We start from the raw sequence: 25,566 nt of genomic DNA on the forward strand, positions 1-25,566 counted from the left end.
GAAGGGGTGATTAAATGAATCGTGAGTTAAAGGTTTATGTAGAGGGCGTAGGGGAAGTACTGATCAATCATGGAGATAGACTTGAGGATATATCTAAAAAGGTATTTGACAAAGACTATAAAAACTATTTAGGTGCAAGAATTAATAATGAAGTATTTAATCTAAATAAAACTATTCATGAAGAAGCAAATATTAGTTTTATAGATATAAGAGATGTGGATGGTTATAGAATATATACTAAGACTATTTCTGCAGTCTTTATAATGGCTTGCAAAGCTATTTTCCCTGATAGGGTTGTTAGAATTGAACATTTCCTCGGCAAAGGTCTTTATGCATGTTTTGAGAAAGGTTTTTCTTTTAGTTTCAAAGAAGTAGAAGAAATCCAAGAGAAGATGAAGGAAATAATAGAAACTGATTACTCTATTAGTAGAGAAAAGTTACCAAAGGATAAAGCTATGGAACTTTTTAAAAAAAACAACTATGATGATAAGATTAGACTTCATAATACCCTAGAAAGAGAAGAAATACATGTATATACCATTGGTGACCATATAGATACATATCATGGTTATCTAGCTCCATCCACTGGTTATATAGAGGAGTTTGAGCTTAAATATTATTATCCAGGAATTATAATTTTATTTCAAAGTACGACATCTAATCATCAAATACCTGAGTTTAAAGAATTAAAGAAACTATCTAAAGTCTTTAAAGAGGTAAATGATTGGGGTGATATCTTAGATCTTGGATATGTAGGATCTCTAAATGAAAAAATTATGGATGGAAGTATTGCAGAAGTTATCAGGGTATCTGAAGCCCTTCATGAAAAGAAAATTGCCAAAATTGCAGATAAGATTTGTGAAGATGAAGATCTTCACCTAATTTTAATTGCTGGGCCTTCTTCTTCAGGAAAAACAACTTTCTCTAGAAGACTGGCAGTTCAATTAAAAGTAAATGGTAAAAGACCAGTGACTATTTCAGTGGATGATTATTTTGTCGATAGAGAAAAAACTCCTCTAAATGAAGATGGTACTTATGATTTTGAATCTATTGATGCTATTGATTTAGAAAGTTTAAATGAGGATTTAGTGAAGCTCATTGAAGGTAATGAGGTAGAATTACCTAAGTTCAACTTTACTACAGGAAAAAGAGAAAAATCAGGCAAAATAATAAAAGTTGATAAAGATCATCCAATTATTGTTGAGGGGATTCATAGTTTGAATCCTAAAATGACTTATCATATACCAGAAAAAAATAAGTACAAGATATATATTTCAGCTTTAACTCAACTTAATATAGATGCACATAATCGTATTCCGACTACAGATACAAGGTTGATAAGAAGGATTGTCAGAGATATTAAGTACAGGGGAAACGACGCTTTGCGAACCTTGGAGATGTGGTCAGGGGTTAGAAAGGGTGAGGAGAGATATATTTTCCCATTCCAAGAAGAGGCAGATATATTATTTGATTCCGCATTAGTATATGAATTAGCAGTGCTGAAAAAGCATATTTCACCACTTTTAAAGGAAATTGACAATACTAGTATTTATTATGGTGAAGCTAAAAAACTACTTAAATTCCTTAATTATTTTAAAGAAATCGAAGATGAGAGTATTATTCCTCCTAATTCAATACTACGAGAATTTGTTGGAAAGACTTATTTTGACATTCATTAATGAGGTGGGATGATATGAAAGAAATATTAGATAAAGTCGTAGAAAACAATAGATATATGATAAAAAAAGGTAAGGTAGCAGATTATATACCAGCATTATCCAAGAAAGACCCAAATGAAATAGGAATTTGTATAATGGATACAGATGGGAATGTTTATAAAACTGGAGATTATAATACAAAATTTACTATACAGAGTATATCTAAAGTATTAAGCCTTCTATTAGCCTTAAAGGATAATGGTGAGGAGTATGTATTTAAAAAAATAGATTATGAACCTACAGAAGAGCCTTTTAATACATTATTCAAATTGGATTTACCAAATACTTTAAAACCTACTAACCCTATGATTAACTCTGGTGCAATTGTAACCACATCCTTGATTAAAGGAAAAGGGGAAGAAAAGTTTAATAGATTACTTGAATTCATTAGAGAAGTTACTGAGAATCCTAATATTAATTACAATGAAGAAGTTTATTTGTCTGAAAAAGGAACGGGAGATAAAAACAAAGCTATGGCATATCTAATGAAGTCCAGAGGGTTTCTTGAAGGAGATGTAGATGAAATCTTAGATACTTATTTCAAACAATGTTCCATAGAAGTAGATACTGTTGATATAGCTAAGATTGGATTATTTATAGGGAATAGATGCCCTCTACTTAAAGAAAATAGTATGGTGTCCAATGAAAAAGCAGCATCCATAGTAACTGCAATAATGGCTACATGTGGGATGTATAATTTTAGTGGTGAATATGCCGCAAATGTAGGCATACCATCAAAAAGTGGTGTAGGAGGAGGTATTTTAGGGACTATACCATATAAGATGGGGATTGGGGTATATAGCCCAAGCTTAGACCAATATGGAAATTCCATTGCAGGATTTGGCATTATTAGAGATTTATCTAAAGAATTAAACTTAAGTATATTTTAAAATGTAAGTGGGGGGGAAAGCTAAACCTAAACCTTCCACTTATATTAATTTACAGTATCGTTATTTCTTGTAAACATGGATAAACTATAATAAAATTGAGTTACCTAAAGAAAAGAGTGATTGAATGACATATAAAAAAAGTGTTATTATTTTATTTATCTTGAGTTGTTTCTTATTTGTAGGGTGTCAAGAAAAATCTTTAGATGAGGATAATAATTCAAGTAAGGATGATATTGGACATATTGAAAATGACCACATGGTTCCAATAGATGATAGAATTAAATCAATGTCAATAGAAGAAAAAATAGGTCAGTTAATAGTGGTAGGATTTGACGGAAGTAGCATAAATGAAGAGGCAATTGAGTTTATTGAGGATCTAAAGGTTGGAGGATTTATATTATTTTCAAGAAATATAATAGATGAAAACTCGGTGTTAGGACTGTTAAACAATCTTAAAGAAGCTAATTCTAATAATGATATCCCATTATTATTATCTATAGATGAAGAAGGCGGGATGGTTAGTAGATTACCTAAGTCATTTGTAAAGCTACCAGATGCAATGACAGTAGGAAATAAAAATGATGAAGAAATTTCTTATGGTTTTGGCAAGATGTTAGGAGACAGAGTAAAAGCATTGGGATTCAATACGAATTTTGCACCTGTATTAGATATTAACTCTAACCCCAATAATCCTGTAATTGGAAACAGAGCTTTTGGAACTGAAGTTAATCAAGTTGTATCTAGTGGTATTCAGGTCATGAAGGGAATAAGAGAAAGTGGAGTAATCCCAGCAGTAAAACATTTTCCAGGACATGGAGATACAAATATTGACTCTCATATTAATTTACCTATAGTACGCAAAGATATGGATGAATTAAAATTCTTTGAACTATTGCCTTTTATATCAGCTATTGAAGAAGATGTAGAGATGATTATGGTAGCACATATATTATACCCTGAGATAGATAAGGACTACCCTGCCACTATGTCTTTTGAAGTAATACAAAGAACTTTAAGGGATGAATTAGGTTATGATGGTGTAATAGTATCTGATGATATGACCATGGGAGCTATAGTTAAAAATTATACTTTAGAGGATGGTGTACTACAGTTTATCAAGTCAGGTGGAGATATTGCTTTGATTTGCCACGGGAAAGATAATCCAAGAAAGGCTGTAGAAAAAATAGCTGATGCAGTAAATAGTGGAGAGTTAAGTGAAGAAGATATAGATAAGAAAGTCTATAGAATATTAAAGCTTAAAGATAAATTTAATTTGGAAGATAGCGTAATAGACAAACTAGATTTACAAGAAATAAATCATAATACTACTAAATTAATTGATGAGATTAATAGATAATGGACAATAAAAGGGGAGAATATGATGTCTGATAGAATTGTATATTTAGGACCTTTTAATAATAAGAAAAAAGATGATTTAATAAATAAAGCATTAAAAAGCTTGAAAAGCAAGGACGGTGATAAGTTTTACTACTTATTGCCAAATGGTGAGTTACTAACAGATTATAGAAGGAAATTCATAAACCATGTTGAAAAATCATTTGAGATTAATTTATTTACTTTTGATAATGTAGTCAAAGATATATTAAGAGATGAAATTTATTTAACTATAAATGATGCTATGAAGGATTTAATCATAAAAAAGGTAATTAATAAACTAAAAGATGAAGGGAAAATCATATATTATAAGGATTTTATTTCTATGGAAGGATTTATAGAGACTTTATCTAGTATAATAGGTGAGATAAAAAGGTCATTAGTTTATCCAAAGGACTATCTAAATAATTGTCCTAGTAAAATAAATTATAAAGAAATAGGACTTATATACTCTGGATATGAGAATTGTCTAGATGAGTTAAATTTATTAGATAGAGAAGCTGCTTATTTCAAAGCAATAGAAAAATTAAAGAATAACAACAATTATTTTAATAACTTAGATTATATAATTATTGATGAATTCTATGATTTTCGACCTATTGAAATTGATATAATAAAAGAATTATGCAAGTCTAATATAGATATATACATAAACATCCCCTTTGATATGAAGTCTAAGTTATCAACTATTAAAGATACAATAGAGACATTAAGTGGGCTAAAATTTGATATAGAATATATAGAGAAAGATGAGATGACAGACTTTGAGTTAATAGGCTATAACTTTTTTAACGAAGAAACAATATCCTTAGAATATAATAATAATTTAACTCTAATTAACTCCCCTTCAATCTATATTGAATTAAAAAGGATTTTTGAGGAGATAAAAAGACTTCATAGAGATGGAAGAGAATTAAATAGAATGTCTATAGTACTGTTAAATGAAGAATATAAAGATATACTCTTCGAAGTAGCTAAGGAAGAAAATACACCTATAAGTTTACAAAAGGAAGTTCCACTAATTGAAATTCCTTTAATCAAAGAATTTTTAAATATAATTGATACTAAGGTAAGTAATCTTAGTAAAACTACTGTAGTCAATAGAATTAAATCACATTATTTTAATATAGTGGATAATGAATTGAAAGATAAGTTAGAATTTATTTTAAGAAAGTTAAATTTCAGCAATCTTGATGAATTAATAGGGTTATTTGCCAATGAAAACAGTTTAAATATCTCTGCCGACAGTATAGAACCTATTAGTGAAGTAATAGATATAATTTTAGATGAAATGAAGTTGATTGCAGACAGCAACTCTGTACTGAATTATAATAGTATTTTTAAGGCGAGGATTGAGTACTATTGTTTAAATGATAAAATTGCAGATAGATATAGTAAGGATAAAGATTTCAACTTGTTTTATAGGGATAAATCAGCTTTGGAAAAATTACACGAAATAATTGATAGTATGGAGCAAATTTCTATGCTTATGGCAGAGATCTCAATTGAAGATTATTATGAAGCTTTAACTAGATTAATTCAAGATGAGACCGTTTTAGATCAAGATGGAAATCTAAATGGCGTAAAAATATTTAATTTAATAAACAGTAGAGGATTTAACCACGATATTGTATTTATTACTGGTTTGTCAGAACAGCAATATCCTGTAATACAAAGGAATGATTTTTTTATAAATGATGATAATTGCCATGAATTAAGAAAAATCGGATTGGATTATAAAAATTATCATGAAAGGTTAAATAACGAAGCAATAAAGTTTGCAGCATTAATATCTTCTTGTATAGATAGAGCATATTTATCATATAGTGGAGATTCAACTGAAACCAGTCTCCCATCTATGTTTTTAGATGAAGTACTAAGTATGTTTAATGGAGAAAATACAGAGGAAAAAATACAATCAATTGATATCGATATAGATTATTTACTTAAGGATTCTATAGAAAATATAACGACTATAGAAGAACTGTCTAATTATTTAGTTTTAAATCACCATAATGATATGTCAAATCAATCCTTGGGATATTTTTCTCTTCATAATTCCATTGATGGAAAGCGATTCGAAGATATTAATCATAAGGTCTTTAGTGAATATAAAAGGCATGAGGAAACATTCAATGAATATAGTGGAATGATTAGCGATGAATTAATTATTCAGGACATAAAAGAATTATTAAAAGACAAAGTATATTCAAATACTTATTTGGAAGCCTATGGTAGATGCCCATATTACTTTTTACTGAGTAATTTACTTAATGTAGAGGAAATGGAAAGAAGTTTTGAAGAATATAGCCCTATGGATGTAGGAAATATTTATCATGATGTTCTAAGACATTACTATCATGCATACAAAGAAGATATATCTAAGCATGTCGCGGGAGAAAAACTATTCTTGGTAGAAGATTCTTTGGATTATTTAATGGAACTTGTAGAAACATATTCTAGAAATCATGATTTGAACTCACAAAACAAGCATAGTCAACTAATCATTGAAAATACCTATGACAGATTAAGAGAATTCATAGAAAAGGATATAATAAGGATAACAAATTCTAGTGAAAAGCTAGTGCCCCATAGCTTTGAGGTAGAATTTGGCGGATATAATAAGTTTATTCTTGATTTAGACAATGGAAAGATAGAAATTAGAGGGAAGATAGATAGAATTGACAAGATTTTAGGAGAAGATAAATATACAATAATGGACTATAAGAGTAGTTCCTATGGAATTTATGATGTGGATAGTATGGAAAAGGGTATATCATTACAATTACCTATTTATATCTTGTCTCAAGAAGATAAAAAGGTAGTAGCAGGTCTATACGGAATAATAGCAAATGGAGATTTTGAGGTTAAATTAGGTTTGCTAGAAGAAACAAAAATGATAAATAGTAGAAACAAAGGAGCTTTAGATACTGAAGAATGGGACAAGCTAATGGAGACAACTAAGGCTAATATAAATAGATTCGTAACAGGAATGTTCAATGGAGATTTTTCAGTTAATCCTATGGAATGTTCTCCTTATTGCATCTACAAAGATATTTGTAGATATGAAGAACAATTGGAGGTGGAGTAATGAGTCTCAATGATCCTCAGCAAATTGCAATTAATACAATAGATAAGAATGTGGCTGTTAATGCTGGAGCAGGTACTGGAAAAACAAAGGTTCTAACGGAAAGATTTGTACACATATTAGAAAATGGGAATCTTGAGGATGGAAAAGAGATAGAGTCCATTGTAGCTATTACTTTTACCAAAAAGGCTACACAAGAAATGACTGATAGAATTAGAAAAGAAATTAGAAAGAATTTTAGTAAAGGTTCTAAATGGAGAATGTATTATAGGGATATGGACAAATCAAATATTTCTACTATCCATAGTTTTTGCGCAAAAATCCTAAGAGAAAATCCAATAGAAGCAAAATTAGACCCTCTATTTGAAGTTTTGGAAGATAGTGTATCAACTAAACTTCTCAAAGAATCTATTAGGGAAGTTCTAAATAATGGTATAGAAAAAGATGAAGAAGTATATAAGTTGTTGAGATTATTCAAGAAAAATAGTACTGATTTTATAGTAAATGATTTCTACGATGTCTACAACAAAATTAGAACTGTAGGTATCTCTTTCGAAGAGTTGAAGGAGAAGTCATTAGATTATATTAAAAAGCTTAAAATAGAAGAATCTGATTTAATAATCATAAAAGAAACCTTCCATTATCTAATAGATAAGCTTCCGAAGAATTCAAAGATATATAAATTAAGGGAAGATGTAAATTGGATAAGATTTATAGAAGGAGATTATGATGAAAATGAATTGCCTAAGATTTTAGCATATCTTTACGATAATATTGGAACAAGCACAAAAGAACCAGAGAAGATTGACCTATTGAAAAAAACTATGGCAAAAACCCTTCTAGGTTCAGAAGTAAATAATATTAATTACTATAATACTGTTTTAGATTTGCTTATAGATATAAATATTAACTATGATTTAAAAAAGAGAGAAATAGGGGGATTAGATTATGATGATCTTCAGATAATGGTTTTAAAACTACTAGATAACGAATTTATTAGAAATATGTATCAAGATAAGTTTAAATATATAATGATTGATGAGTTTCAAGATACAAATGAACTACAAAAAAACATATTTTATAAACTAGCAACAGTTAATAAAAAATTAGATAAATCAAATCTGTTTGTTGTAGGGGATCCAAAACAATCTATATATGGATTTAGAGGAGCAGACTTAGATGTTTTTTATGATGTAATAGAAGATATTAAACTTATTTCTAATGAAGATACAATTACCTTACAAAAAAACTATAGGACTGTAGGTACGGTAATTAGTTTTATAAATAATATATTTGGACAGTTAATGCCAAATAAATATTCACCGTTAAAAGAATTTCATATATCAGAAAATCAAATAGATGTGGAAATATTAGAAAATATTAATCTTCAGGTACCAATAGGTCAGAATCAAAACAATTATTATAGACATTTTGAGGCAGAACTCATTGCAAAAAGAATAAAGGAATTAGTAATATCAAAAAAGTTTAAATATGGTGATTTTGCAATATTGTTTAGAGCTACAACAAGAAATCATATATATGAAGATGCTTTAAAGAACTTTGGTATACCTTATTACAATTCTGGAGGTAAGAGATTTTTTCTACAACAAGAAATATTGGATTTAATTAATGCATTAAAATCTATCAGTAACCCCTATGATACTATTGCAACCATAGGATTTTTAAGATCGCCTTTAATAGGACTTTCCGATAGAATTATATATTGGATACTTAAGTCTAAGGACTCTACAGTATATAATTCCTTGGTAGAAGTAGAAAACAATTCTTACTTAAGTGATGAGGAGAAAAGGTCTATAATAGATGCAAGAAGTTTGATTGATGAATTATATTTAATGAAAAACTTATATGACTTATCAAAATTAGTAGATACCTTGATTAGTAAAACCTATTTCATACAATCTTTACTTTTAAAACAGGGAGGAAAACAATCTGTAGCTAATGTATATAAGTTTAGAGATATTGTGAAGGAGTATGAAAAAAGAAATATTGCTACTATGGAAGATTTCATTGATTACCTTGAGGAATCAAAGGAAAGAGATGAATCACAAGGTAAAACTGAATCAGAGAATGCAGATGTGGTTAAGATACTAACTATACACAAATCAAAGGGATTACAATTTCCAGTGGTTATAGTTCCTGAAATGTCCACATCTGGTAGAGGTAATTATCCAAATATACTATTTGATAAAAACATAGGAATAGGTGTCCAATTTGGAAGCACTAGAGCCTTATATGACAGTATACGCAAAGAAGCAGATAGAAAAGATAAAGAGGAAAGAGAGAGAATTCTATATGTTGCAATGACAAGGGCAGAGAAGATGCTTATTTTAGGGAATCAAGGTAAGGACAGTGGCTTTAAAAAGATGATAAAAGATTTGATAAATCCCGATCAATGCAAAATAATATCGGATATTGATATGGATATGGAAGGGTATTCTTCAGTTAATTTGATTAATAAAGAATTAGTTAATCACAGAGAAAGTACGAATGTACAGTTACCCCTATTGTATCAGATTTCTGATCATAATAAGAAGACCCTAGAGCGGTTTAGTATAAGTCAGTATTTAAGCTTTATAGATTGTAACAGAAAATTTTATATGGATTACTATAGAAAAATTGTTACCTATGAAGAACCAAATGAAAAATCTAATAATGATTCCTACCTAACAGGTTTAGAGAAAGGAAATATTATACACAAGTTTATTGAACACTATAAATTAGGAATGGATCAAAAGATTTTGTTGGAAAAGGTATGTAAATCATTTGGTACAAACTATAATGATAGTATATATGAGAAATTAACACCCTACATTAATAATTACCTAAAGGAATATAATGAAGATTATGATCAAATATATATTGAAAAACCATTTTATTTAAAAATTAAGGATAGTTTTATCACCGGAGTAATTGATAGAGTAAATATAAAAAATGGTAAAGCTGAAATTATTGATTTTAAGACCAATAGAGTAACAAATAAAAATGAACTAATAAATCATTATTTACCTCAATTACAGTTATATGCCTATGTTGTCAAAGAGGTAATGGAGATAGAATTAGATAGCGTAGGAATACTATTCTTAGAAGATGGAGAATTTGTTAAAATATCAATTAATGAAAGAAGTCTGGAAGAAAATATTTCTCGTATAGAAAGTTTTATAGACTTTGTATCTAATAATAGTAATATTTTAAATTATATGAAGAATGATAGAAATTGTAATTTTTGTGAACATAAATCTATTTGTAGTTTAACATAGAATTAGGAGGTGCAATATTGATAATAGGAATAGGATTTGTTGCCATAGGTATATTTATATATATAAGAGAAAACTATGATATAGATATTGTAGATGGAGAAAAAGTCTTTAATAAAAAGGATAAAAGCAAGAAGGATCTAAAATATAAGTACAATATGTTAGTGTGTATTTTTTCTTTACTGCTAGGAATATATAGGATTATTAATTCAATTATATATTAAGGTGGCCTAATTATTATGAGAAAAACTCTTACCATTATATTTTTAATTTTAATTATATTTTTACCTGCCAATTCCTTGGCGGAGGAAATAAAAACAATATTAGTTATCGTTGATGAATTACCATTCAACATAGTTGAGAAGCTTTCTTTAGAGAAGTATGGAATAGGTCTAGTAAATTTAAAGACAAGGTCATCATACTCAGAAGAAGGATTGTATTTATCCATAAATACAGGTAGAAAACTAAGTTTAGCTGAAGTTGGGAAAAAAAATTCTGGTATTGAATATATAGGAGATATCTTAGAGAAAGAGAAGGTTTCTTATATAGGAGAAGGTAAAGAGGATTTAGTAGTTGTGAATAATGCCAAGAAAGTTAATTATAGGGAAGACACCTTAATATATGATCTTGAATGGTTAGTAAAAAACACAGATAATATGCTGAGTAAATCGAATTTATTAAGTTTGGGATATAATTTTGAAGATGAATCAAATAGAATAGATATATTAAGTTCTTACTTAAAAAAATATAAAGACAATAGAATAATTATTCTACCTAAAAAAGCAGCTGTAGAAGATAAAAATCTTATAAACAATTATATAGTACCAATTATATATATAAATAAGCAGGATTCAGGAGTGTTAACAAGTTTATCTACTAATCGGGAAGGATTTATAACTTTAGAAGATATTTCTGTTCAAATAAAAAATACTTATGGATATAGCAAGAAGACAAATATAGGAAATGAGTTTCTAATGGTATCAGAAAACGAGCCATTAAAAGAAATAAAGGATATATATACCAACACAATGAATCTGCTAATAATAGCATTTATATTTCATGGACTTACTTATTTAACACAGGGTCTATTAGGTATATGGATATTAAGGCGAAGAGAATCAAGGGAATGGCTGAACATAGTCTATGCTTTTACTTCTACTATAATTTGTATCTCTTTAATACTAGGTTTTTTTCAATTTCATGAGAATCTGTTTTTATATTTGATTATTATTATTCCAATAGCTTATATAATTGCAAAGTCTGTAGTAAAGAAGAACTATGATTTTGTAAAACATATTAGTATTTTAACATATCTATTAATAGTTATTGGAACGATTTTTTATCCAAAGATGATATATAATTCTTATATGGGATTTAACAATTTAGTGTATGGAGCAAGGTATTATGGACTTAATAATGGAATAATGGGAGTATTATTAGCTACTTCAATATTAACTTATTTCAATATTACCAAGACTATATTAAATGCAAATATAAAGAGACTTGTAGGTTTATTAATATTCGTTTTAAATATTGTAGTGCTTTCTACAAGATATGGAGCAAATACAGGAGGATTTATTACATCCATAGCTTTATTTGGGATAATGATGTATATACTATTTTTAAATAAAAAGATTAGTCTGAAAAATATTGTTATATTGCTATTTATAGGAGCATTAATATTTTGTTTGAATATGTATCTTGATAACATTAATGAGGGAAAATCTCATGCAATACAATTTTTTTATAGAATTAAGGAAAATGGAATTGGAGAATTTGTATCAATGGCAACATTTAAAGCTAGGGAGCTTATTAAACTAACACTATCTCCACCCTTTTCAATTGTACTAATCTTTCAATTTATTATATTAAAAAAACTATATAAGAGATTGAAGTATAGTAAAGATATAAAAGAAGAAGCGATAATAATGATTATCACTTCTTTAATAGGTTTTGCAATAAATGATACTGGTGTTATAACTTTTATATATATGATGCATTATTTAATATTTGATTTTATTAATAGAATTGGTATTGAATAATTTTACTCCTTTATAGGTAGTCTTGATATAAAATATACTGCAGATCCTGTTGTTATAGTAGCGATCATTACAATCAACCTAAATCCACCTAAATTATAGATAATAGGCCCGATTAAACTATAAAAAGTTATTGTCATAGCGTTAAAAGTATAAACTAAATTCATAAATGTTCCTCTTTTCTCTGGTACGATTTCAGAGCAAAGAGCTTGATAAGCTGTCCATCCTCCATCTAAACCAAAAGACAATAATGTAACTAGAATTAATAATAGAATCAGAGAATTAATAAAATTAATAGGTATTAAGGCTAGTAGCATAATTGCAAATAGACTTTTAGCTAATTTGTGTTTACCGATTCTATCGGAGAAGATTCCAGCAAAAACAATACCCAATATTGTTCCAACTGCAATTATAGTATAGTAGACACCAATATTCAATTGAGAAACCTTAAAACTGCTTGATAGATGTATACTTAAGTAGTTTAACATTAGTGACGGAGCAGTAAGTATGAGAAATACTAAGATTAACATTTTTTTTATCAGCGGGTTTTTTAATAAAGATAAAAACTCGGATTTATCTAATTTCACATCATCTGATTTTTTTGTCTCGGGCATCCTAGATAATAATCCTAAGGACAAAACTCCAATTAAAGCTAATGGAAGATATATGATTGAAATATTGCTATATTTATTCACTAAAAAAGAGGCATAAATAGGGCTTAGGAGGGTTGCTATACCGAAGGCAGTTCTAAGTAGTCCTGAGACCTTACCCCTGTTTTTATAGGATATAAATTCAGAAACATAAGATAAGTTTGTAGCACTTAAAGAAAAATAAGAAAATCCAATAAATATCCTAGAAAATGCAAAAATTAAGGGACTTTTTGCAAAGCTAGCAGTTACTGATCCAAATATAAATAAAACTAATGAAATTGCTATGCTTTTCTTTTTACCATATTTATCAGCAAAAACACCTAGAAATGGTACCAGTATTCCTACAAAAGAATATCCAAGGTGAAACAATATGACCATGTTTTCTTTAATAAGAAAATGTCTAGATAAAAAGGGAGCTAGTGGACCTATTATTCCCATTTCAGTTGAGATGATTAATTGAATTAAAAATGTTGTTACAAACATTAGTAGATTATTCATTATGTCCTCCAATAAAGTATTTATATTTAATATATATCATTATATAATACATTAGAATTGAAATAAAAGCAAAAATAGTATATAATATTCGTGACTCGAAACATTTACTAAAAGAATAGGAGGAGGGCTATATTTGCTAAAGAGATTTATATCGTATTATAAACCACATAAAAGACTGTTTTTTATAGATATGTTTTTTGCACTGCTTATATCTATATCTGATTTGGTCTTTCCAATCTTTACTAGAAAACTGATTAATGAGATTATCCCCGATGGAAGAATGGACTTGCTTTTGAGATGGACAATATTTATGGTGTTTTTATTTGTACTAAGATATATAAGTAATTATATTGTTTCTTATTGGGGTCATCTATTAGGAGTTAGAATTGAACATGATATGAGGAGAGATATATTTTCTCATCTACAGACATTGCCTTTTAGTTATTATGATAATAATAAAACAGGACATATTATGTCTAGAATAGTAAATGATCTAAGGGATATTACGGAACTTTCTCACCATGGGCCAGAAGATATATTTATTTCCTCTGTGATGTTAATAGGTTCATTTGCAGTTTTAGTCAAAATTGAATGGAGACTTACTATAATTTTATTTGCCTTCGTTCCTCTTATGATTTGGTTTGTAATAGCAAAACGAAATAGAATGTCAAATTCTTTTAGAGAAGTAAGAAAGAAAATCGCAAATGTAAATTCACAACTTGAAAATAGTATTTCTGGAGCAAGAGTAGCAAAATCCTTTACTAATGAGGAATTTGAAATAGAAAAGTTTAATGAAGGAAATTTAAGCTTCAGTAATGCTAGAAAAGAATCCTATAAAGTAATGGCAGAATTTGCTTCAGGCATAGGAATCATGTCAAGCATTCTGAATCTACTAGTTATAAGTCTAGGAGGATATTTTGTTTATAGAGGTATAATTAATTTTGGAGACTTATTTTCATTTACACTTTATGTAAATTTCTTTATGCAGCCAATTAGAAGACTTGCAGAGTTTTCACAACAACTTCAAGATGGAATGACAGGATTTGAGAGATTTGTTGAGATAATGGACATTGAATCTGATATAAAGGACTCAGAGAACTCTATAGAATTAAAGGATGTACAAGGAAATATAGAATTTAGGAATGCTTCATTTAGCTATAATAACGGTGAAGATACCATTCTTTCTAACTTGAATATGGAGATAGAAGCTGGTAAGACAATTGCTTTAGTAGGACCTTCTGGAGCGGGGAAAACAACATTATGTCATCTTATACCTAGGTTTTATGAGATAAAAGATGGTGAGATTTTATTAGATAATATTGATATTAGGAATATTAAAATTAAAAACTTGAGAAAAAATATAGGGCTTGTGCAGCAAGATGTTTTTCTTTTTACTGGCACTATCAGAGACAATATTATATATGGAGATCCTGAAGCTGATGAAGCCTCTGTAATTGAAGCAGCTAAAAAAGCAAGTATACATGACTTCATAATGACTTTACCAGATGGATATAATACATTTATAGGTGAGAAGGGCGTAAAATTATCAGGTGGGCAAAAGCAAAGAATTTCTATTGCTAGATTGTTTCTCAAGAATCCACCAATATTGATATTAGATGAAGCTACTTCTGCCTTAGATAATGAAACTGAATTGATTATACAAAGCTCTTTAGAAGATTTATCTAGGGGTAGAACCACTTTGGTAATAGCTCATAGATTATCAACAATAAAAAATGCAGATGAAATAGTAGTTCTTACTTCTGAAGGAATTGCAGAAAGAGGAAAACATGAAGATTTATTAGCAGAAGACAAGTTATACGCAAGGTTATATAAATCACAGTTTAAGGATTTATCATAGGAATAGTATCAAAAACACCTCGCCTTTCATATTATATTAGAGGAATATAAAGGGGAGGTGTTTTTATGTCTTATGATTATCCAGAACTATATTACAGAGTTTATCCAAAGATTATTTTAGCTGTAAATGAGCATTTGGATGAAAATTGTTCACTGGAGCAAATCACAGATGAACAAATGGAAAAGATGGTAGATGACATATATATTAAGATGGTGCGGGAATGCCCAGAAATACATGAAGACCCATATGAAAGAAGATACCGATCTAGTAGAGTTAGATCTGAACAAAGAATTTTCTATGGGAGAAGTAGGATTACAAGAGATTTAATAACTATATTCTTGATTTCAGAATTATTAAGAAGAAATCAATCGTTTTATCCACTGTAAAAAAACTTTTACATTTATTAAAGAAAATAGGCTTATATAAGCCTATTTTGTTTGAATATTAATATTGTGGAAATATATGCAGAGAGAAGTATAATGTAAAATCTTTGTAACCATTTATTAATTTATTTGTAACCAATGGAATTAGTTTTTATAATATGCTAGAATTAATCTTAGATACTAGAAATTAATAAGTTTAAGTCATTAGACATTTAACAAAGGGGTGACATCTGTGGAAGATAGTAAAAAAACTATTGTAATTAAAAAGAGATATATTTTTGTACTTGCTATTATATTTTTTCTAATTGGCACTACCTCAGCTAGGTTCTTCATTGAACCAAGTAATAGTGTAGCAGCTATGTCTATCTCAGATACCTTAGACATAATAGGTAAGAATAGTCCAATTAACAAAGTTTTATATAAAGAGATTAAACAGATAGAAGAAGATAAAATTTTAGCTGAAATAAAAGCAAAAGAGGCTGCAGAAGAAAAAAGAATTTTAGAGGAAATGAGAGTAGCAGAGGAAAAGAGAATTGCTGAGGAAAAGATAAAAGCAGAAGAGGAGAAACGAATAGCAGAAGAAAGGGCGAAAAATCCAAAAATAGCCTATTTAACATTTGATGATGGACCTTCTAAAAATATCACACCTGCAATCTTAGATATATTAGATGATTATAATATAAAAGCAACATTTTTTGTAATAGGTAGAATGGCAGAAGTTAATTCAGATGTATTAAAGAGGGTTTTTGAGGAGGGTCATTCTATTGGAAACCATACTTATAGCCATAAGTATAGTTACATTTATAATAATGTTGATAATTTTTTAATGGATTTAGAGAAAAACAATGAAATGTTTAAAAAGCTCTTAGGGGAAGATTTTGAAACTAAGCTGTTAAGGTTACCAGGTGGGTCTTTTGGTAAATATAAGGACACATTTTTAAAGGCAGCAATAGGAGAAGGGTATCTAAATTATGATTGGAATGCATTAAATGGAGATACAGAAGGGACAGATTTATCAAATGAGTATTTGGTTAAACGATTGAAATCTACCATAAAAAAACAGAAAGAAATTATTGTATTGATGCATGATACTGATACTAAAAAAAATACTGCTGAAACTTTACCAGAAACAATTGAGTACTTGATAAAAGAGGGATATGAGTTTAAACCATTAGGTCAAGAATAAAATACAGGATGTGATTTTAGTGAAAGAAACTATATTAATAGTTGAAGATGAAGGATCTATAAGAAAATTTATAAAAATAAACCTTGAGAGAAATGACTTTATTGTATTAGAAGCAGAAACTGGTGAAGAGGGAATAGAAATTGCAAAAAAAGAAAAGATTGACATTGTCATCTTAGACCTTATGCTACCTGGTATTGATGGATTTCAAGTATGTAAAGTACTAAGAGAAGAATACCCTAACCTTGGTATAATAATGTTAACGGCCAAATCTCAAGACATAGATAAGATTATGGGGTTAGAATATGGAACAGATGATTATATGACTAAACCCTTTAATCCTACTGAATTAGTCTTGAGAGTGAAGTCTTTAGCCAGAAGAATAGAAATACCTGAAGGCATAGATGAAAACAACATGTTAATTTCTGAACCTTTTAAGATAGATGCCTATTCTCGTAAATTCTTTAAAAACAATAGTGAAATTGAGCTTACTCCTACAGAGTATGCTATTGCTAAACTATTTGTTGAAAATCCAGGCAAAGCTTTTAAGAGAGATGAAATATTAAATTTAGTGTGGGGATATGATTTTGTGGGAGATTCAAAGATTGTTGATGTAAATATAAGAAGACTCAGATCGAAAATAGAGAATGATTCAAGTAATCCTTTTTATATTGAAACAGTTTGGGGAATCGGATATAGATGGAAAGACTAAAACTAGAGGGAAGATAAATGAAAAAAAGTATTAAGACCAGGTTAGTTAAAAGCTTTATGTTAATTATCTTAATCACAGTTGTAATTTTAGAGGTAGTTCTCATTAATGGTGTTAAGGACTATTATTATAAAAATGTTGAAGATATATTAAGTAGCCAAATAGAGTTTTCCATTGGATATTATTTAAGATATTTTTCTTCAGAAACCTTAGAAGATATTGTTATAGATGATGTAGATGTATTTTGGCAACATACCAATGCCCAGGTGCAAATACTTAATTCTGATGGAAAATTATTAATGGATTCTTTAGGAGCTAATAATGATGATACTAGATTACTGCCTGATATCACAAAAGCTATTAATGGAGAAAAGGGAGTTTGGAGAGGGACAGTTGATTATTATGAAGATCCAGTAATGTCAGTTTCAATGCCAATTAAAGATCAGGATAGAGTAATCGGTATTATTAGATTCATCACATCATTACATGAAACAAATCATATAATATGGTCAATTTCTTTGATATTACTATGGATTGGAATTATAGTTGTTTTATTTTCAGGTATGGTAAGCATCTTAATCGCAAACTCTATTGTTAAACCTCTCCAAGAGGTGACAAAAGTTGCTGAAAAGATGGCTGATGGACAATTGAAGGTTAGAAGTGATATCACTTTACAGGACGAGATTGGTAAGCTTTCTAACACATTAAATTATATGGCTGAAGAACTAATAAAAAAAGAACAAATAAAGAATGATTTTATATCTTCCGTATCCCATGAACTACGTACACCCCTAACATCTATAAAGGGATGGGCAGTAACATTAAAATCTGAAGACTTACAGGGTAATGAAATTATTCTTGATGGCTTAGATATAATAGAAAAAGAAAGTGATAGGCTTAGTATTATGGTAGAGGAGCTTCTTGATTTCTCCAAGTTTGTTTCTGGTAGGATAAATCTTGAAAAAGATGTGTTTCAAGTAAGAGATACTATTGAAATGATAGGAAAGCAATTAACACCTCGTGCAGTAAATAATAAGATTAACTTTATTAAAAAAATAGATCAAGACCTAGGATATATGGTTGGTGATGAAAATAGAATAAAGCAAGTACTTATAAACCTTTTGGATAATGCTTTTAAATTTACATCTGAAGGTGGAGAGGTAGTTTTAAATGCTTATAAAGAAGATGATATATTAACATTAGAAGTCATAGACAATGGATCAGGTATTTCAGAAGATGATTTACCTAAAGTAGTTGAAAAATTCTATAAAGGCAAGGATAGTAAATCTCACAGTGGGATAGGGCTATCTATTTGCGACGAAATTGTAAAACTTCATAATGGTTCTATGGAAATATTATCAAATATTAATGAAGGTACTACAGTAATAGTTAAATTTCCATTGAAGGAGGCAAACATATGAAGAGATACTATGTGATATCTATTATAATAATGTTGATGGTTTTATTAACATCCTGCAGCATTGATAAATTCGATACAAAAGATAGAATAATTGCACCTAAAAATAATTTACCTCCCTTACAAGGAAAATGGATTGTAGAAAAATCTATAGATAGTCCTAATAGGAAAGCAGTAGATGAAGAATCTGAAACTATGGTAGGGAAAGAAGTTTTGTTTCACAAGGATGCAGTCGTAGTAGGTGGTAATTATGCAATTGAACCAAGATATAAATTGAAGAATGTAAAGCTTTCTGACTATATATTATATAAATATAAAATAGATCCAGAACATTTAGAGCTTGTAGAAGATGAAGCACAAATTGTGACTATACTTAGTAATAATCAGTACTTTTATGAATTCATAAAATATAATGATGAAGAAATGATTGTTTTTGATGATGATAGATTTTATTTCTTAAAAAAGAATATTGAACAAATAAGTAAGGAAGAAATAGATAGATACATTAATGTTGAGAATAAAATCATGAGAATATCTAATGTAGAAGAAGTAGATACATTACGCTCTGGAGTGCTGTTAGGTGTTAAATCTAATTCCTATGATGAATCCACCCAATTAAGCAAATGGGATTACAAAACAATATGGATAAGGTTTAACAATCGTTCAATAGCATCTGCTCATGAAATGAATAATTTACTAGTTCCTAGGAAAAAAGGATTTTGGTTAGTTGATGTAAATAGAGAAAAGAACGATGGAGGTTGGAAAGATCAAATAAGAGCTATTCAGAAAGGGAAATTAAAAGAAGATTTAATAGAGGAATCTACCTTTGGGTTAATGGGATTTTCTACTAAGATGTCACAAGACAAAGTGAATCCTTCCATACTAAAGAGTATCTTATATATTGGTAATGACTATGTCTCTACTGAGGTAATAAATGATTCGGAAAATAAAAAAATCTTACAAGTTTATCCTATTGATTACCTTGAAGAAGAAAAAGGTATTGAAATTTCAGATATAATAGGAGAGGATGGACTTAGGATATTTAAAGAAGGGGCCCAAAATTTAACCAAAGTAAGTTCCAATATCTTTTTAGATGAAGAGAGTTTTGGTCTAGCTAGGCGAAATGGGTATTGGATTATTAAGGGAAGAATTAATTATCAAGATAATGAAGAGGAACTTTATAAGGACTATAATATTAAGGTTATACCACCTAAAGAATTAATTAGCTACGACGATTTATCTATACCTTGGAGTATTATTAAATCTAAAGTACCTGAAGCTATAGATGCATTTACTTCACCCAATGAAGATATTATAATTATTGTTACAAGAAATAATCTACTAATCTATTCAATTTATGACCATGAGATTTCTAATCAAGAAATAGGAAGAATAAAATTAGCTAGTTCTGATAGTATTGTTATGGCAGAGTGGGCTACAGGTAGATATACAATCCTTTGGGAAGAAGAAGTTTTAAAGAATGGCAGTCAAATAACTAAGTACTAGGGGATGATATAATGGAAAGGTTTATAGAACATTTGGAGTTTGCCAAGATATTAGGCTTTGTAGCAGTTGGAGTTATGATTTTTACTGTAATAACACATTTTATATTCCAAAAGAATAGAGTAGTAAGATATATTCCAGGTATTATTTTCATTATTATTGGTCTGTATAATTTATTATATCTAGGGGGCCAGTCATCTTCTTTAGATGGTGTTAATAGATTACTTATAGTTACAATTACAATGATCTCGGGGTTTGTTGGTATATCAACAGGGCTTATTATTGGAGTTTTTAGAAAAGGTAAGGAATAAATTATATATACCAAACTTCTTTATGAGATGTAGATATTGCAGATGCTCCGGCTTTCAGACTGGATTCCAAATCAACTTTATCCGTAATTAGTCCACTAGCTATTACGGATATTTTTGTCTCATTAATAAAAGATTTAATTATTTTTGGCATTATTCCAGGGAGTATTTCAATAGCACCTGGTCGAATATTTTTAATAGAAGCAATGCCAGATTTTAATGAATCAGAATCTGGAATAAACAGTCTTTGTATAGTAAATACACCCATATCCTTACTAAGTTTCACTAAATTGCTTTTAGATGTTATAATTCCATCAGGATATATATTTTTAATTATATATTCTAAACCCCAAGTATCTTTAGAAAAACCATCTATAGAGTCTATAAGAATATAAAGACCCTTGTTTTTTAGCCTTACCTTATTGGATATTTCTTTTAGGTTAAAAATATTTCCAGATAAAATAAAAACAATTTCACAGGGAGAATCTAAAGCTAGTTCTAATTTGTCTAAATTATTCACTGCAGCAATTATTGGATTACGGCTGACTCTGTCATAAAAACTTGTCATAATCTCACTCCTAAATCATATTATAGATTGAAAAAAATACTATCCTTTAATAAGTTCTAATTTCTCATTTCTAGAAAGTTGTTTAATTGCATATTCTCTTTTCTGAGCAGCAATTTTATCTTCGAATTTTTCAAAATATATGAGTTTAACAGGTAATCTAGCTCTAGTACATTTAGATGCCTTACCCAAATTGTGTTGATGTATTCTATTGTCTAAATCAACTGTCCAACCAGTATATAGAGTATCATCACTACATTGTAATATATATACATAGCACATTTTCTCACCTAATCCTTTAAAATATTTCTCATTACTTTAGAGATAATATCAAAAGAATATCCTTTTCTTTGAAGAAAGCTACTTAGTTTTCTATATCTAGCATTCTCAGTATCTTTTTTATAGGATGGTAGTTTTTTCATAGCCAGCTCCATGGCTAATTCAAACTGTTCATCACGGTCTATAAATAGAAGGTCATCAATAATATCTTTGCTAATACCTTTTAATAGCAATTCATATTTAATTCTTTCAGGACCTAACTTATTAAGATTGATTTTATCATTAATAAAGGACATTGCAAAAGCTTTATCATTTAAGTAATTATTTTCAATGCAATAATCAATGGTATATGTTATATAAGATTCTTCAAATCCTTTACGCTTAAGTGCATTATAAATCTCTTTTACAGATCTTTGACGATATGATAATAAGTTAAGGGCATGATTGGTAACCTTATATTGCTCCTCAGATTTAAGGACTTCCTTTATAAAATCATCATCTACTTCCATATCCACTTCTAATTTATACTTATATCTTAACTCTTCCTCTATACCTATGGAAAAGAGGTTATCTACATAAATGTTAACCCTGTTTTTATTTCTTTGTGGTTCAATGCTTGTTATTTTCATGTATATCCCTCCTATGAACAGATTTTTTCATAAATCGTACTGTTTTATCCAGAATATTCACAGTAGCATAATCCTTCAATTTAGTATCAAAAGAATGATCAGCCTTTTTGTGAACTAAGAATTCATATTTGACTTTATATTCATTTAACTTTTTTACAAAATTTACTGAAGATTGGAAGGGAACTGTATTATCATTTTTTCCATGTACAACTAAAGTGGGTATCATACTTTCACTTACGTAATTTATAGGAGAATAATATTCATAAACTTTATCCAATTCTTGTGGATTGCCCTTCATTGTCTTAATAGTTGCAAATCTAGCAAACAAAGATTTATTATCTGATATAAATATATCCTTTAGATTAGTAGGTGGATAATATGCAACTACAGATCTTATACCATTCATTGCTTGATGGTTCTTCATTAATGTATTATAAGTAGAGTACAAAAGTGAGAGATGAGCTCCTGCAGAAAGTCCCATCAATATAATATTGGATATATCTATATTATATTCTTCGCGCTTCTTTTTAATGAAATCAAGTCCATCTGAGTAATCAGACAAAATATCTATCATAGTGTTTTTATATCCATATCTGTAGTCAATACTAGCTACTATAAATCCTTTTGCGGCTAAATACTTACACCAAGAAACATTATTTGGCTGATTTCGAAAACCTGAAATCCATCCACCTCCATGACAAAAATAAACCAAAGAGTGAGATTTCTTATGTTTCTCTAATGGAAACCATATATCCATTTTCAATTCTCTATTATTTGCCTTTTTATAGGTACAAGTTATTTTATCAAATTCCTTATTAATATCTATAGGTACTTTAGAGTTTAAAACTTTCCATATATATATTATGGCAGACATTAAAAAGTAATAAAAACCCAATGTAATATCCTGTATTGTTAATCCAATAAAAATAACAAATAAATAAAGTTTGTTGACTATGAAAAATGATTTATTAAATTTCCCCTTTTTCTTGTCCATTATATACCATCCTATTGTTATTTGTGTAAAGGGTTTTCTATTTTTTCAGACTTTAACAAGGATTTTTTCGATTCTTTATCATTTATATTTACCTTGTGTAACATATATCTAGCTAACAAATAAGAGAAAGGTAGCCAGTTTACATGAGAGATAGGAAGAACTTTACGATTAGACCCTTCCATTTCTTTAAACAATATATTTCTTGATGCTATGGGCAATGTAGTATCAAAAAGCGCATCTACAAAAGTAACCTTCTTCATATCTAATAGATGAGCATAAGAAATAGGATCTATTTTAAACAATGGGTGTATATCTTGTGAGTTCACTATTTCATCTAAAGACATGTTCTGTACCTGTGGAAATTGAGATTCATATATTTTATATAGATTATCTTTATCGTATAAGTCATATTTATCTTTAGTTCCATTAGCAAATATTTTTCTAACATAAGCTGTGGCTGGAGACTCATGTAATATTTTAGGAATATGACCGCCTGTTGTCATAAACAATGTATGAGATATTCGATTATCTAATGTAGAAACCATAGTACTGATCATACCACCTAAACAATACCCCAACAGTATATTATTTGATTTCCAATGTCCCAGTTGCTCCAGCACATCTATAGTTGACAGGGTATCAACAACACTATGTTCCCAGAATCTAAACATTTTGTCTACATCTGGATATAGAAAGGAACTACCACTTGTAGAATTATCTTCTACACGGGTATAATTACCAGGTAGTATTAAAATACTCGTATTTACACCAACAGATGCTAAATGTGGACCTAGCCACAATAAAAATTTAATATTCCTACTTCCAAGTCCATGGAGTATTAATGTAGAGGCTCTAATATTACCTTTAGGTTGGAAATTATAAAACTCTACCTTTTCTGTGCCTGGTGCAGGATTTTCATATAATGAATCATACCTGATATAACTACAGCGATATTCTCTTCCTTTAAATATATAACCTGATACAGTTTTAATTTCTCTTTTATTATAACTAAAATTAATCTTCAAATTTAATCCCTTCTTACAATTTTAATGGTATTATTATATCATAGACATCAAAGTAAGTAAAAATTCACAATAATTATTATAAATATTATAACAAAAAAAGCTTCTATAGAAGCGTTTAAAATTAAGTGAAGCTTTTCTTGAAATTCCAAGATTTTTAGTTATCTTTCTGATTAAATAAAATCCATAACCCTAGTAATATTAACAATACAGGCCAATACCTACCTAAATTTAATATTCGTAATGTAAACCAAGGGAAAATGGTCCTGGTTAATAGAAACCCACCCCAAATTATTAATCCTCCACCTATAATTAGAGGGGTATTTCGACGAATCTTTTCGTTTCTTTCATTATATTCGTCACTATAGATAACTCCGTCATCCTCAGGTATAACAAAACTACATATTAAATAAACTATAAATGCAGTACCAAAAGAAGAAAAACCCAAGAAAACACAACCAATACGAACTATAGTTGGATCAATCTTAAAATATTCTCCTAAACCACCACATACACCGGAAAAGACTCTGTCATTTTTTGAACGTTGTAATTTATTCAACTAAACACCTCCAAATATGTTGTATTAATATTTTATCAGATATATTTATATATTAATACATTAATTAGTTAAATATTACAAATTTATTTGATATCAAGGGTTAATTTAATTCACAATGGATATATTTTATGATAACATACTTATTAAGGTAGAATATGGAGGTAAATATTATGTATAATCTGTTAGCAATATTATTTAAATATTTATTCATTATTATTATATATCTATTTATCTTTAGCATTATTAGATTGATTTACTTAGATATAAAAGGTATAGATGGAATGAATTTAGATAATGCAACATATCTGAAGTTAATAAACAGAAAAGATTCATTACCTTTTAAAATGAAAGAATCTTATTCAATAGATGAGGCTATAAGTTTAGGAAGACATGGAGATAATGATATTGTGATTAAAGATCCATTTATATCAAAAAAACATTTTAAGATTATTGAAGATGAAAGTGAATTCTATTTAGAAGATCTTAACAGTTCTAATGGCACATATTTAAATTCTGATAAGATATATGACATAATGAAGTTGAAAAATGGAGATATAATTAGGGTTGGGCAGATTGAATTTTTATTTGTAGATAGAGGGTAGGG

Annotated in this window: 22 protein-coding genes; 15 read left to right on the top strand and 7 right to left on the bottom strand. The window is 28.8% G+C overall.

Annotation, left to right across the window (positions count from 1 at the left end; all coding sequences use genetic code 11):
* Positions 1-14: 14 nt before the first annotated feature.
* From RIN63_RS11840 to RIN63_RS11870, 7 genes are all read left to right on the top strand, one after another.
* Complete coding sequence (locus tag RIN63_RS11840; protein WP_310444940.1) at positions 15-1,679, top strand: nucleoside kinase; 1,665 nt, start codon at positions 15-17, stop codon at positions 1,677-1,679.
* Between the two features lie 14 nt (positions 1,680-1,693).
* Entirely contained in the window at positions 1,694-2,608 is a 915-nt protein-coding gene (gene glsA, locus RIN63_RS11845) for a glutaminase A (RefSeq protein ID WP_310444941.1), read from the top strand.
* Positions 2,609-2,732: 124 nt separating this feature from the next.
* Positions 2,733-3,965 (top strand): beta-N-acetylhexosaminidase, encoded by a 1,233-nt coding sequence (gene nagZ, locus RIN63_RS11850; protein ID WP_310444942.1) that lies wholly within the window; start codon positions 2,733-2,735, stop codon positions 3,963-3,965.
* Positions 3,966-3,989: 24 nt separating this feature from the next.
* Complete coding sequence (locus RIN63_RS11855) at positions 3,990-7,094, top strand: PD-(D/E)XK nuclease family protein (RefSeq protein ID WP_310444943.1); 3,105 nt, start codon at positions 3,990-3,992, stop codon at positions 7,092-7,094.
* The gene (locus RIN63_RS11860; RefSeq protein ID WP_310444944.1) at positions 7,094-10,369 is read left to right on the top strand and encodes a UvrD-helicase domain-containing protein; all 3,276 of its coding nucleotides are present in this window, start codon (positions 7,094-7,096) and stop codon (positions 10,367-10,369) included. The genes RIN63_RS11855 and RIN63_RS11860 overlap by 1 nt, the downstream gene beginning before the upstream one ends.
* Before the next feature lie 17 nt (positions 10,370-10,386).
* Positions 10,387-10,590 (top strand): hypothetical protein, encoded by a 204-nt coding sequence (locus RIN63_RS11865; protein WP_310444945.1) that lies wholly within the window; start codon positions 10,387-10,389, stop codon positions 10,588-10,590.
* 15 nt (positions 10,591-10,605) lie between these two features.
* Positions 10,606-12,408 (top strand): hypothetical protein, encoded by a 1,803-nt coding sequence (locus RIN63_RS11870; RefSeq protein ID WP_310444946.1) that lies wholly within the window; start codon positions 10,606-10,608, stop codon positions 12,406-12,408.
* A 2-nt stretch (positions 12,409-12,410) separates the two neighbouring features.
* Here the strand turns inward: RIN63_RS11870 and RIN63_RS11875 are convergent, their stop codons facing one another.
* On the bottom strand, positions 12,411-13,553 hold the full coding sequence (locus RIN63_RS11875) for an MFS transporter (RefSeq protein WP_310444947.1): 1,143 nt from the start codon (positions 13,551-13,553) through the stop codon (positions 12,411-12,413).
* A 133-nt stretch (positions 13,554-13,686) separates the two neighbouring features.
* Between RIN63_RS11875 and RIN63_RS11880 the strand changes: the two genes are divergently transcribed.
* From RIN63_RS11880 to RIN63_RS11910, 7 genes are all read left to right on the top strand, one after another.
* The gene (locus RIN63_RS11880; protein WP_310444948.1) at positions 13,687-15,411 is read left to right on the top strand and encodes an ABC transporter ATP-binding protein; all 1,725 of its coding nucleotides are present in this window, start codon (positions 13,687-13,689) and stop codon (positions 15,409-15,411) included.
* Positions 15,412-15,476: 65 nt separating this feature from the next.
* Positions 15,477-15,797, top strand: a complete 321-nt coding sequence (locus RIN63_RS11885) for a hypothetical protein (protein WP_310444949.1) — start codon at positions 15,477-15,479, stop codon at positions 15,795-15,797.
* 229 nt (positions 15,798-16,026) lie between these two features.
* Positions 16,027-16,980 (top strand): polysaccharide deacetylase family protein, encoded by a 954-nt coding sequence (locus tag RIN63_RS11890; RefSeq protein WP_310444950.1) that lies wholly within the window; start codon positions 16,027-16,029, stop codon positions 16,978-16,980.
* 19 nt (positions 16,981-16,999) lie between these two features.
* Positions 17,000-17,689, top strand: a complete 690-nt coding sequence (locus RIN63_RS11895) for a response regulator transcription factor (protein ID WP_310444951.1) — start codon at positions 17,000-17,002, stop codon at positions 17,687-17,689.
* A 17-nt stretch (positions 17,690-17,706) separates the two neighbouring features.
* Complete coding sequence (locus tag RIN63_RS11900) at positions 17,707-19,107, top strand: ATP-binding protein (RefSeq protein ID WP_310444952.1); 1,401 nt, start codon at positions 17,707-17,709, stop codon at positions 19,105-19,107.
* Positions 19,104-20,609: a hypothetical protein gene (locus RIN63_RS11905; RefSeq protein ID WP_310444953.1), complete on the top strand. Its 1,506-nt coding sequence runs from the start codon at positions 19,104-19,106 to the stop codon at positions 20,607-20,609. The genes RIN63_RS11900 and RIN63_RS11905 overlap by 4 nt, the downstream gene beginning before the upstream one ends.
* A gap of 11 nt (positions 20,610-20,620) precedes the next feature.
* The gene (locus tag RIN63_RS11910) at positions 20,621-20,917 is read left to right on the top strand and encodes a hypothetical protein (RefSeq protein WP_310444954.1); all 297 of its coding nucleotides are present in this window, start codon (positions 20,621-20,623) and stop codon (positions 20,915-20,917) included.
* Between the two features lies 1 nt (position 20,918).
* Here RIN63_RS11910 and RIN63_RS11915 read toward each other — a convergent pair whose 3' ends face one another.
* The 6 genes from RIN63_RS11915 to RIN63_RS11940 all read right to left on the bottom strand — a co-directional run bounded on the left by RIN63_RS11915 (position 20,919) and on the right by RIN63_RS11940 (position 24,962).
* Positions 20,919-21,482: a glycerol-3-phosphate responsive antiterminator gene (locus RIN63_RS11915; RefSeq protein WP_310444955.1), complete on the bottom strand. Its 564-nt coding sequence runs from the start codon at positions 21,480-21,482 to the stop codon at positions 20,919-20,921.
* Between the two features lie 39 nt (positions 21,483-21,521).
* Positions 21,522-21,761 (bottom strand): GIY-YIG nuclease family protein, encoded by a 240-nt coding sequence (locus tag RIN63_RS11920; protein WP_310444956.1) that lies wholly within the window; start codon positions 21,759-21,761, stop codon positions 21,522-21,524.
* An 8-nt stretch (positions 21,762-21,769) separates the two neighbouring features.
* On the bottom strand, positions 21,770-22,387 hold the full coding sequence (locus RIN63_RS11925) for a RecX family transcriptional regulator (RefSeq protein ID WP_310444957.1): 618 nt from the start codon (positions 22,385-22,387) through the stop codon (positions 21,770-21,772).
* A complete protein-coding gene (locus RIN63_RS11930; RefSeq protein ID WP_310444958.1) occupies positions 22,368-23,381 on the bottom strand; it encodes an alpha/beta hydrolase in 1,014 nt (337 codons plus the stop codon). The genes RIN63_RS11925 and RIN63_RS11930 overlap by 20 nt, the downstream gene beginning before the upstream one ends.
* Positions 23,382-23,398: 17 nt before the next feature.
* The gene (locus RIN63_RS11935) at positions 23,399-24,406 is read right to left on the bottom strand and encodes an alpha/beta hydrolase (protein WP_310444959.1); all 1,008 of its coding nucleotides are present in this window, start codon (positions 24,404-24,406) and stop codon (positions 23,399-23,401) included.
* A 154-nt stretch (positions 24,407-24,560) separates the two neighbouring features.
* A complete protein-coding gene (locus RIN63_RS11940; RefSeq protein WP_310444960.1) occupies positions 24,561-24,962 on the bottom strand; it encodes a PspC domain-containing protein in 402 nt (133 codons plus the stop codon).
* A gap of 170 nt (positions 24,963-25,132) precedes the next feature.
* Here RIN63_RS11940 and RIN63_RS11945 point away from each other — a divergent pair, with 170 nt between their 5' ends.
* Complete coding sequence (locus RIN63_RS11945; protein WP_310444961.1) at positions 25,133-25,564, top strand: FHA domain-containing protein; 432 nt, start codon at positions 25,133-25,135, stop codon at positions 25,562-25,564.
* Positions 25,565-25,566: the final 2 nt, after the last annotated feature.

Origin of the sequence: Tissierella sp., from assembly GCF_031460495.1 — a bacterium.
Classification (GTDB): Bacteria; Bacillota; Clostridia; order Tissierellales; family Tissierellaceae; genus JAVKTS01.